The sequence below is a fragment of the Chamaesiphon sp. OTE_75_metabat_556 genome, assembly GCF_031378165.1.
GTDB lineage: Bacteria > Cyanobacteriota > Cyanobacteriia > Cyanobacteriales > Chamaesiphonaceae > Chamaesiphon.
In genome coordinates, this window is the sequence record NZ_JANNDR010000049.1 from 1 (window position 1) to 9,837 (window position 9,837).

Annotated in this window: 13 protein-coding genes; 6 read left to right on the forward strand and 7 right to left on the reverse strand. The window is 44.9% G+C overall.

All coding sequences use genetic code 11. The features are described 5' to 3' along the window. The 3 genes from RMO27_RS02525 to RMO27_RS02535 form a co-directional block, all read right to left on the reverse strand. The coding region (locus tag RMO27_RS02525; RefSeq protein WP_309728752.1) for a cache domain-containing protein at window positions 1–1,053 on the reverse strand (1,053 nt) is incomplete at its 3' end. An 88-nt stretch (window positions 1,054–1,141) separates the two neighbouring features. Continuing rightward, window positions 1,142–2,170 (reverse strand): chemotaxis protein CheW, encoded by a 1,029-nt coding sequence (locus tag RMO27_RS02530; RefSeq protein ID WP_309728754.1) that lies wholly within the window; start codon window positions 2,168–2,170, stop codon window positions 1,142–1,144. 108 nt (window positions 2,171–2,278) lie between these two features. Further along, window positions 2,279–3,469 carry a response regulator gene (locus tag RMO27_RS02535; protein WP_309728757.1) on the reverse strand — a complete coding sequence of 397 codons (1,191 nt, stop codon included), beginning with the start codon at window positions 3,467–3,469 and terminating at the stop codon, window positions 2,279–2,281. A gap of 274 nt (window positions 3,470–3,743) precedes the next feature. On the opposite strand from RMO27_RS02535, the gene hisB reads away from it, so the two are divergent. Both hisB and RMO27_RS02545 read left to right on the forward strand, forming a co-directional pair. Beyond that, window positions 3,744–4,337: an imidazoleglycerol-phosphate dehydratase HisB gene (gene hisB, locus RMO27_RS02540; RefSeq protein ID WP_309728759.1), complete on the forward strand. Its 594-nt coding sequence runs from the start codon at window positions 3,744–3,746 to the stop codon at window positions 4,335–4,337. Between the two features lie 214 nt (window positions 4,338–4,551). Continuing rightward, window positions 4,552–4,692: a hypothetical protein gene (locus RMO27_RS02545; protein ID WP_309728761.1), complete on the forward strand. Its 141-nt coding sequence runs from the start codon at window positions 4,552–4,554 to the stop codon at window positions 4,690–4,692. 24 nt (window positions 4,693–4,716) lie between these two features. Here the strand turns inward: RMO27_RS02545 and RMO27_RS02550 are convergent, their stop codons facing one another. From RMO27_RS02550 to RMO27_RS02560, 3 genes are all read right to left on the reverse strand, one after another. Beyond that, a complete protein-coding gene (locus tag RMO27_RS02550) occupies window positions 4,717–5,865 on the reverse strand; it encodes an AI-2E family transporter (RefSeq protein ID WP_309728763.1) in 1,149 nt (382 codons plus the stop codon). Between the two features lie 106 nt (window positions 5,866–5,971). Next, window positions 5,972–6,307 (reverse strand): type II toxin-antitoxin system PemK/MazF family toxin, encoded by a 336-nt coding sequence (locus RMO27_RS02555; RefSeq protein ID WP_309728765.1) that lies wholly within the window; start codon window positions 6,305–6,307, stop codon window positions 5,972–5,974. Then, window positions 6,301–6,540, reverse strand: a complete 240-nt coding sequence (locus RMO27_RS02560) for an AbrB/MazE/SpoVT family DNA-binding domain-containing protein (RefSeq protein WP_309728767.1) — start codon at window positions 6,538–6,540, stop codon at window positions 6,301–6,303. The genes RMO27_RS02555 and RMO27_RS02560 overlap by 7 nt, the downstream gene beginning before the upstream one ends. A gap of 198 nt (window positions 6,541–6,738) precedes the next feature. On the opposite strand from RMO27_RS02560, the gene RMO27_RS02565 reads away from it, so the two are divergent. From RMO27_RS02565 to RMO27_RS02580, 4 genes are all read left to right on the forward strand, one after another. After that, window positions 6,739–7,023, forward strand: a complete 285-nt coding sequence (locus RMO27_RS02565) for a hypothetical protein (RefSeq protein WP_309728769.1) — start codon at window positions 6,739–6,741, stop codon at window positions 7,021–7,023. Continuing rightward, window positions 7,020–7,487 (forward strand): PIN domain-containing protein, encoded by a 468-nt coding sequence (locus RMO27_RS02570; RefSeq protein ID WP_309728771.1) that lies wholly within the window; start codon window positions 7,020–7,022, stop codon window positions 7,485–7,487. Before RMO27_RS02565 ends, RMO27_RS02570 begins: the two co-directional genes overlap by 4 nt. A 62-nt stretch (window positions 7,488–7,549) precedes the next feature. After that, window positions 7,550–7,672, forward strand: coding sequence for a hypothetical protein (locus RMO27_RS02575; protein WP_309728773.1), 123 nt, complete (start codon window positions 7,550–7,552; stop codon window positions 7,670–7,672). After that, complete coding sequence (locus RMO27_RS02580; protein WP_309728775.1) at window positions 7,650–8,660, forward strand: type I restriction endonuclease; 1,011 nt, start codon at window positions 7,650–7,652, stop codon at window positions 8,658–8,660. The genes RMO27_RS02575 and RMO27_RS02580 overlap by 23 nt, the downstream gene beginning before the upstream one ends. A 220-nt stretch (window positions 8,661–8,880) precedes the next feature. On the opposite strand, the gene RMO27_RS02585 is transcribed toward RMO27_RS02580, so the two are convergent. Continuing rightward, window positions 8,881–9,837, reverse strand: a 957-nt coding sequence (locus RMO27_RS02585; protein WP_396133601.1) for an EF-Tu/IF-2/RF-3 family GTPase, incomplete at its 5' end; no start/stop codon positions are given.

The window sequence follows — 9,837 nt, forward strand, 5'->3', positions numbered from 1 at the left end:
GACCGCGATCTCCTGGATTTGGACTGTATCGGTGATTTCACTAGCCGAAGCTGTAATTGTGGCGATCGCTTTTTGGATATATTTGGCAATCCGATCGGCCAAAAAGATCGACAACCCGACTGTGATTGCGCCCGTAACGCCAGCCTCCAATAAAATCGTCCAAAAAAGTCCTTGCAGTTCTATGAGTGCAGCGGATTCATCGATCGTCGCGACTGCCGTCCAGGGCAATTCGGTCATCCCTTCCAACTTGGGCAAGGAAGCCGCACTCATTAGCTCCGATCGATAGTTGTTAGTCCCATTCGGTTGGCGCGGGATTAGTCCACCTTTGGTGCGGGCTAAGAGCATTTCGGGGGATTCTGGCTTGTTGGTAAACTCCCCATTAGAACTAATAAATACTTTGTTAGTTTGGCGATCGAGGATATGATAATTTTCCTCTTTAGTGGCAAAATCTTTCAGTACTGTGGACAATTTATCGACCGGGGTGCGTGTTCGCACTACGCCGATGATGTTGCCCGTAATTGAATCCCTAATCGGGGCGGCAAAAAATAACGAGACTTTACCAGTATATTTACTCGCTTCTGGTGGGGTAATCACTGGTTTGCCGGTTTTGACAGCGTCCAAAAAATACTGACGAGTCGAGTGATTAATTTTGGTTAGGGATTCACCCTTGCTTTGAGCGACCAACTTGCCTTTGATATCAAATACCGCAATGCTGTCATAGACCAGATAAGTCGCCACAAATCGATCTAGCAAGGTGTTTTTGTCCGTCACCGAGGTAATCGCAGCTACTTTAGCAGTCGCAAAAATTGGTAGTGAAGACATCACCGAAACGTCACCATTGCGCTCGAAGATGAAGCGGTTGAGTTTATCCGCGATGCTGGCAACCCGTGCTTTTTGAGTTTTGATGGCTTGCTGTTGACTAGCGTTACTAATCTGAAAATAGTTAATCGTCCCGATCGATATAGCGGGTACAGTTCCCAAGGCGATCGCTAGCAGGATTGATTTTGTTTTGAAGGATAGTTGATTGACTTTCGTCCACAAATTAATCGACATATGGTGTTAGTGGTTGATGACGCGATCTGGAATAAATTTAAAATATAAAATTTAGATAGATATTACTGAATTTAGCGAACGAGCATAATCACACGCTAGTCGGCAAAAATTCACGTTTTACCAACTCTTGGAGTTTGACTAAATACATCAACCCATCAGCATAATTGGTGACACCGCTGAGATAGCCCCGCAGTCGATCGTTGACAGACAGTGGTAGCGCATCAATTTGATCGGTAGCTAGATAAAAGACATCAAAAATCCGATCGACGGCGATCCCGATTTTGATATCATTGACCTGAATGATGACTAGCTCCTGACGGGGTAGGGTGGGAATTTGCAATACGCCACCTAGTTCCAGTAGTGGTAGAATTTCACCCCGCCAATTTAGTTGCCCCAACAGGTAAGGTGGTGCGACTGGGACTGGGGAGAGGACGAATCGATCGAGTGCATCGACGTCGATCGTCAGTTCGAGCGGCAAGCCGATATATTCAGTACCGATTTGGACGACTAACACTCCTGTTTCGGTCGTAGTGCTCTGCGCCTTGGTTACTGATTCCTTGAGTTGGAGCGCGCGCGTAGCAAAGGTAGCCCTGTCGGCAACTGTAGCATCAGGGCAACACCGACTATAAAAATCAGCATCAGCTCCAGCAATAATTGCTGGTTCCTCACCCAGTGCGGCGACCACATCCGGCTCGCGAATCAAGCGATCGAGATCGAGACAGGCAACTGGCGTGTCATTACTCTGAGCGATGCCGACAATAAAATTGCGATCGATCTGGGATTGGCGACTCTGAATCAGCGCAAGATCGAGCGGTACGGGTGCGAGCAATTGCACATCATATACCTCGTGAGCGACAATCCCTAGATAGGTACCTTGAAACTCGACCACGATGACTCTGTCTGTCACACTACAGCCAGAAAAACTCCGACCAAATCGCAAATCTAAGTGCATCACTGGCACCATCCGCGATCGCCAATTGAAGATCCCGATCGTATCGATAGGCGCGGTGGCTAATGAGTACAATTCTGGCAGCCAGCAGATTTCGCGCACAAAGGTAGTACTAATTCCGTAGAGGGAACCATGCAGACCAAAGAGTAGATTTTGATTAGCTGACACGATCTCGATTACCTATAAAAACAATTGGACTAAAGTGGGGACAATGTAAACCAAAGATCGAGTTTTGAGTAGCTGACACGACACTTATTAGCTGTAAAAACGATCGGCTTATCCTTGAATATGCCCACCCTTGGCATACTGATTAACAACCGCGATCAATTTTTCATCATCCAAGGGTTTGGTCAAGTATTCAGTCGCGCCGACCATTTCGGCCAGGGCGCGGTCGTAACTCTTGTCCTTGGCTGTGAGCATGACGATCGGCAGTTGCGTAAACTTACTCATCCGCCGGAGCGTTTGACACAGTTCGATCCCGTCGATACCGGGCATCGTCACATCCAGGAGCAGTAAATCTACCGGCTGTCTAGCAAGTAAATGCAGCGCACTCATGGCATCATTTGCCAGTAACACCTCGCAATGATCGCTTAAGGCGCGTTTGATCCGCGTTTGGACGATCGGACTATCATCTACAGACAAGACGATCGGCATCGCCGCAGGCGGCGGTGGTTCTGGTACAGCCTCAGTCGGTGTTTGGCATTGCATCCAGCCCATTTGCACCCATTGAGCATAAGAACGAGCCACTTGCAGCGGATCGCGATCGAGCGCGGTCGCGATATCGACGATCGTCCGTTTGCCGTCAAACCACTTGCGGGAGTGCTGTTCGATCGCCGCTTCAGCGATCTTGTCCGACATGGCTGGCGTTGGTGGCAGTGGCACTGCGGCAATACCGGGAATCAAATTACTAATTTTGACCCAATACTGTTGGCGGGTATTGACGGTCATCATCAATTGATTCCAGTTCAAGCCACAGCCTTCCGCGCCATGATAAAAGTCCACCTCTGTCTGCTCTATAAATCGATATTTACCCGCAAAACTAATTGCTTGTTCGAGCGTAAAGACCGCCTGTCCCTGCGCCCAAGTTTCAATCTGCTCCCAAGTCAAAACCTGGCGTTGCACCAAAAACGCCAATAATTCGCGACTCGAATGGGGATAGACTAATTGTTGAATCAGCCACCCATCGATCGATTGCGAATACTCTGGTTTGAACTTTTGAACTAATGTCCGCACCAGTTCGCCGCGATCGATTAATTTATTACCACCGTATGTGATTTCACCCTTATACCAAATCAAGACTCGCTGCCAACATTTATCAGGCTGAACATCTACTTCCAACTGAAGAGTGCCACTTACCTGCTGTTGCCGAAAAGACTCGATCGAGCGTGCGAGATCCTGTGATTGGTAGGGAATTAATGGTAATGTTTCCCCTGGTATTAAGACATCACCCATTGACATTCCACTCATCTACCGATTCCATTGCATCTGAAGATTATCTTTACTATCGTTCCCAAATCTTGGTAAGAATTTACAGTTGGGAATTTAGAGTTGGGAGTGGAGAATTGAGGGGAATTAGCTGAAATGATACAATAACAACAATACCAATGCCCAAATTCAGAGTTTCATACTGCCATGAGAGCACCGAAACCCCTGTATTCTCTCGATCGTTCAGAAAGCATTGGGAAATAAAGGCAAGTGTAACTCCCAACTCCCAACTCCCAACTCCCAACAACTCCCTCCCATGTCAAACCGCATTGCCAAAGTCCATCGCCAAACTGGAGAAACTGATGTCACCGTCGAGATCGATCTCGATGGGACTGGCAGTTGTCATGCCCAGACTGGGGTGCCGTTCCTCGATCACATGCTCCACCAGATTGCTGCCCACGGCTTATTCGATCTCCACATTACGGCGATCGGCGATATCGAAATCGACGATCACCATACGAATGAAGATGTGGGTATTACCTTTGGGATGGCTGTGGCGAAGGCATTAGGCGATCGCAAGGGGATTGTCAGGTTCGGTCATTTTGTCGCCCCGCTCGACGAAGCCTTGGTACAAGTCGCGCTGGATTTTTCCGGTCGTCCCCACCTCAGTTATGGATTGGAGATTCCCACTCAACGTGTCGGGACTTATGATACCCAATTGGTACGAGAATTTTTTGTCGCGATCGTCAATCACAGTCTGATGACACTCCACATTCGCCAACTCGATGGGATCAATTCCCATCACATGATCGAAGCAACGTTCAAAGCATTTGCTAGAGCGATGCGGATGGCGACCGAATTGGATGCGCGGCGAATGGGCACGATTCCAAGTTCTAAGGGTGTGTTGTAGATTTGAGAGTTAATTTGGCGATCGAACGTAAATTGGCAATAAGCTCTGAGTGAAGTTTAATCATTAATGAGGATCGCGATCCCAATCGATTCAAACCTAACTTCAAATAGTTAAATATCTATTACATTCGCAGAATCAGTCGAGCGATCTACCATATAATTGGGTTATCAAAAAATTCCATTATTCACCTACAAAAAATGTAGGGGCATAAGTTATGAAAATTGCCACCATGATTGATAGATTCATTGGTTACTTTTCAGATGCAGCAGCCCGAATTTTCGGACGCGATCATAACGAATATCCGGCCACTGGCGTTCAACCTTTTGAAGGTGAAATTGATAAGAAACATCATTAACCGATTGAAGTTAGTGGCAGTTTGTCAATCTTCACTAACTTCAATCGCGCCCCGATCGGTCATGACTATCTCTGTCTCTGTCAGTGGCTGTCGATCTAGATCGGCAGCCACCTGTCGATCTCGGGATTTGTTGCCGCGATCGGGCGAGTTCGTCCAGCGATCGAGGATATCTTCGATCAACACCGCATTAATCCACACCTTAGCAACCACAGTTAACGGTAGTGCCAAGATCAAACCTAAAAATCCGAAAAAGGTGGTAAAAAATACTTGAGAGATCAGGGTAATTGCTGGCAACAATGAAACCTGCTGCGACATAATATAAGGCGTCAAAAAATTCCCTTCAAACTGCTGGATCGCAAAGTAAACGATAAAGATGGCAACAGCCTTCCACGGCTCGTCCATTAACGCGATCGCCATTGGCAAAACGACACTCAATGTCGGGCCAACATTCGGGATAAAATTGAGTAATCCTGCTAAAATTGCTTGCGCCAAAGCGAGCGGAATTCCCAATGCCAATAAACCAATCAGACTGAGCAGTGCCACCACCACCATACTCAAGAGCGCACCTCCTACCCATTTGCCTAAAGACATTTCGCATTCAGTCAAAATTCCGTCGATCCGCCGTCGATAAAAACCAGGAAATAAGCTCACGAATGCTTGACGATACGCTAGCGGCTGCACCAACAGCATAATCGTCAAAATCACCATAAATAATAGATTGAGCAGTACCGCAAGCGAACTCGAAAATAGGGTCAGAGATCGACCGGCCGCCGAGGTAATAAATGGTTGAATCTGACGATCTAGATCCTGCAAATCTGGTAGATAAGCAAATAATGGTGCGGGAATATAAGCTTGAATGCCCGTCCGCCATTGAGTTGCTGACTGGAGAATTGCCGGAAATTTGGTAGTAGTTAATTCTTGAAACTGAGTAATAAACGGCGGGACGATTAAAATGAAAAATCCAGTTAGAATCGTCACGAAGATCCCGATTGCGGCTAGTACCCCTAGTGTCCGCGACAGCCTCAACTGGTGTTGAATTTTGCGGGCGAGCTTATTGAGGGATGTTGCTAAAACGATCGCGGCAAATACGATTAATAGTACTTGCCTAATTTGCCATAATATATACAGTGATAAAACTAAAGCTAAAAATCCCAGCCATTGACCTAATAACATCAGTATTTCCTATTAACTTAAAACGATCGACCTCGATCGAACACAACAAGATCGTCGGGGTGCTTAAAAACAGAGTTGTTAAAATAGTAGAACCAAATCGTCAGATCTAAAACATAATCGGATAAATTCTACCAAGAACTTCCATCAATAAATCTTTGGGACAAGTGGCAATGAGTTCGGCTCCTCTGGATTTATAATCTAGCGACCTCAATTGGTCGGCCATCAAAACGCCAGTTACAGCTTCACCTTCAGGAATATGGACGTAGAACGGATTTTTTCGGTTGGTATTGCTAACCGGACAAACCAAGATCAAACCTCGGTGCTGGTTGAATTCGGTGTGGCTGACGACTAATGCGGGACGCTTACCCATCTGTTCGTGTCCCGATTGCGGGTCGAAATTCAGCCAGATAAAATCACCACACGCTGGCAGATACTCTACCATTCCTCTGCACCACTAGGTTTACCCCAATCGATCTCTGGCTCTGGCTCTAGTTCTTGGCTGAGGAGTTCCGAGAGAGTATATTTAGGCATTTTCTGGACTGGCTCGACGATAAGTTGCCCTTTTTCCAACCGACAATCAACTTCGTCATTGACACCCAAAGCCAATTCATCGGCGATATATTTAGGAATTCGGATCGCCAAAGAATTTCCCCAGCGACCAATTTGAGATTTCATGCTAATCGATCGAATTAAGATAAACAAAGTATATCATTGATCGCGACTAGCAACCACATTAGCATCGATTTGGGTACGATAGAATTGTTGTCATAGTGGGAAGGCGGTCGTAGATCCACCAGTCCAAAATTGATACTGTCAGGGGTTGGTAGATCGAAAGCCATGTAAAGTGTAAATTAGTGTCATAGAGGAAACAACATGAACTTAGCAGACTTATTACCCACAGTCCGAAAACTTTCCACCAACCAAAAGTTGACATTGATTGAAGAGTTAAAATCGGAGCTAGAATCCTCAAACGAGACAGTCGCAGCATGGGATTTATCCGCACAGTCTATTGCTAGTCGGAATGCCGCTACATTAGCTCTATTAGATAAGTGGGAAACAGAAGGAGACGAACAAGAGCAAACAGAAACAGGGGAGTTTCTACAACAAACACTTGATGAAGATCGACTCTCTTCCTCTCGTCCATTCTTTCCATCATGACTCATCTGCTGGTTCTTGACGCATCAGTGGTTGGTGCTATTACCAACCCGAAGCAGACGAATGAGATCGTGCGAGATTGTCAAATTTGGTTTAGAAGATCGCTCGCACGTCTGTCAATTTTTGTGTTGCCAGAAATTGCTGATTATGAGATTCGGCGAGAACTACTGCGGGGCAAAAAAATTAATGGACTCAAAAAGCTTGACGAACTCAAGTCCGCTATCTATTATTATCCGATCGATAGTGAGATTATGCTCACCGCCGCTCAATTGTGGGCAGAATCGCGCCAACGAGGAATGCCTACAGCCGATGCGAGAGAACTCGATGGCGATGTGATTCTGGCCGCGCAAGCAATTCAGCTTCAATCTAAAGGCTATGAAGTCACGATCGTTACAACTAATGTCGGGCATTTGGCGCAGTTTGTCACAGCAAGTCACTGGCAAGATCTATCAATCGATCGAGATTAGCAACCAGTTAGGTATGATATGTTAGTTGTCATTGATTGTAGGACACTCTAAGTATATATTTTATGCTTGTATCTACAATGGACTTCATCGATCGAATTAAGCAAATCAGCGAACAAATCTCTAAACTACGAGATCAAATTCAGACAGAAGAAGCTACTAAAAATGCTTTTATCACCATTGCTTAGTGCATTGGGCTATGATGTCTTCAATCCAACTGAAGTTTGTCCTGAGTACACTGCTGATGCGATCGGTTTAAAGGGTGAGAAAGTAGATTATGCAATCTTAGTTGATGGTAAGCCTGTCATTTTATTTGAGTGTAAGTGGTGTGGTTATGAATTAGATCATCCAAAACACGGTTCTCAGTTATATCGCTATCTGTCTTCAACTGATGCCATGTTCGGAATTTTAACTAATGGCATTATTTACCGTTTTTATACAGATTTAGAAAAACCAAATGCAATGGATTCAAAGCCTTTCTTTGAATTTAATATGCAAGATATTCAAGAATCTAATGTCGCTGAATTAAAGCGTTTTTCTAAGTCTGTATTTAATTCAAGTGAGCTAAAAAGTACTGCCAGCAACTTGATGTATACGAAAGAAATTAAACGGATCATGTCCGAGCAACTTTTAGAGCCATCCCCTGAATTTGTGAAATTTTTTGTATCGCAAGTATATTCAGGAAAAATCATGTCAGGCGTCATTGACAAGTTCACCAAAATCACAAAAGATTCAATAAATCAACTGATTAGCGATCGTATCACAGATACTTTGAGATCTGTAATAGAACGTGAAGTAGAAGATCGAAGTGAGCATATCGTAAAAACTCAATCACCTATTATCGATTCAATTAAAGCTGAAGATACCATTGTTACGACAGAGGAAGAACTAGAAGGATTTTTTATTATCAAATCTCTTTTAAGAGAAGCTGTAGAACCAAATCGAATTCAATACAAAGATACGCAAAAATATTTTGGAATATGCCTTGATGGTAAACCAACTAAGACTTTATGCCGTCTTTGGTTTAACTCCAAGCAAAAATATATTGGTTTCTTGGATGATAGTGGTAAAGAAATTAAACAACCGATTGATGACTTAAATAACATCTACAAGTTTAGTCCTGAGTTACAAGCATCCCTAAGCCGTGTAATGCCTACGAACTCAGAGAATAATTAACGTTAGTTCGGGTTAATGATATTTGCACCGCCCCAGCACCGCCCTGAACTGGAAGTGTCTCGTTCCGAGAGGCTGCGCCAACGGGCTAATAGCAAAAGTTCTCTAAAGAGAACTATCGGATCTCCATCAGTCCATTTCAATGGACTTTCGCTCTTAACCCCAAATTCATTTGAGGGCGTTCTCAAACAGAGCAACCCAATTCTCCCCATCCAAATTCAATCTAACTCACAGATGAAGACCCGATCGTAATTGGCGCGATCGAGCTTAACTTCAAACTAGGATGATCCTCTAATAACTGATTCACATTCCATTCATTCTTAAATAACAACACCGGACGATTCCAGAGATCTTTGATGACTAAAGTATTAAACAATCGCCCGACTTTATCGAGAGCATCCCAACCATTTAATACCCAACGAGCCACCGAATAACCCAGCGGTTCGAGTGTCGTTTCCACCCCATATTCATTCTTCATCCGAAACTGCACCACTTCAAATTGCAGTTGTCCTACTGCTGCTAAAATCGGGTCGCGCTTGGCTTCATCTGCTGAATACATGATCTGGACAGCACCTTCTTCTTGTAGCTCCTTAACCCCTTTTTGAAACTGTTTAAATTTCGAGGGATTGGGATTGCGGAGGAAGGCAAATAATTCGGGTGAAAAGCAGGGGATACCTTCATATTCAAGCTTCTTCATTCCCGTATAAATTGTATCGCCGATCGCGAAGACGCCAGGATTATTTAGACCGATCACGTCACCTGGATATGCTTCCTCGATCGATTCCCGATCTTGAGCAAATAGTTTCTGCGGACGCGATAGTCGGACGGTTTTGCCCGTGCGGGCGTGGCTGACAGTCATATCTTTTTCAAACTTACCAGTACAGACCCGAATAAACGCGACGCGATCGCGATGTTTGGGGTCCATATTGGCTTGAAGTTTGAATACAAAACCGGAGAATTCTGGATAGCTCGGATCGATCGATCCGACGTTAGAATTGCGATTTCCGGGCTTGAGGGCGTATTCTAAGAAGTAGTGTAAAAACAACTCCACCCCAAAATTGGTCATCGCACTGCCGAAGAATACCGGGGTCATATAACCCGCGTGAATCGCTTCTAGATCTAATTCGGAAGCCACCCCATCCAAGAGTTCCAAATCGCTATGGAGTTGGTCGAATAATTC

Bases quoted from the DNA above. Each gene is read 5' to 3' on its own strand.
- RMO27_RS02545 (WP_309728761.1), top strand. From the start codon at position 4,552: ATGAAAATTGCCACCATGATTGATAGATTCATTGGTTACTTTTCAGAT.
- RMO27_RS02570 (WP_309728771.1), top strand. From the start codon at position 7,020: ATGACTCATCTGCTGGTTCTTGACGCATCAGTGGTTGGTGCTATTACC.
- RMO27_RS02580 (WP_309728775.1), top strand. From the start codon at position 7,650: ATGCTTTTATCACCATTGCTTAGTGCATTGGGCTATGATGTCTTCAAT.
- RMO27_RS02575 (WP_309728773.1), top strand. From the start codon at position 7,550: ATGCTTGTATCTACAATGGACTTCATCGATCGAATTAAGCAAATCAGC.
- RMO27_RS02555 (WP_309728765.1), bottom strand. From the start codon at position 6,307: ATGGTAGAGTATCTGCCAGCGTGTGGTGATTTTATCTGGCTGAATTTC.
- hisB (WP_309728759.1), top strand. From the start codon at position 3,744: ATGTCAAACCGCATTGCCAAAGTCCATCGCCAAACTGGAGAAACTGAT.
- RMO27_RS02550 (WP_309728763.1), bottom strand. From the start codon at position 5,865: ATGTTATTAGGTCAATGGCTGGGATTTTTAGCTTTAGTTTTATCACTG.
- RMO27_RS02560 (WP_309728767.1), bottom strand. From the start codon at position 6,540: ATGAAATCTCAAATTGGTCGCTGGGGAAATTCTTTGGCGATCCGAATT.
- RMO27_RS02535 (WP_309728757.1), bottom strand. From the start codon at position 3,469: ATGAGTGGAATGTCAATGGGTGATGTCTTAATACCAGGGGAAACATTA.
- RMO27_RS02565 (WP_309728769.1), top strand. From the start codon at position 6,739: ATGAACTTAGCAGACTTATTACCCACAGTCCGAAAACTTTCCACCAAC.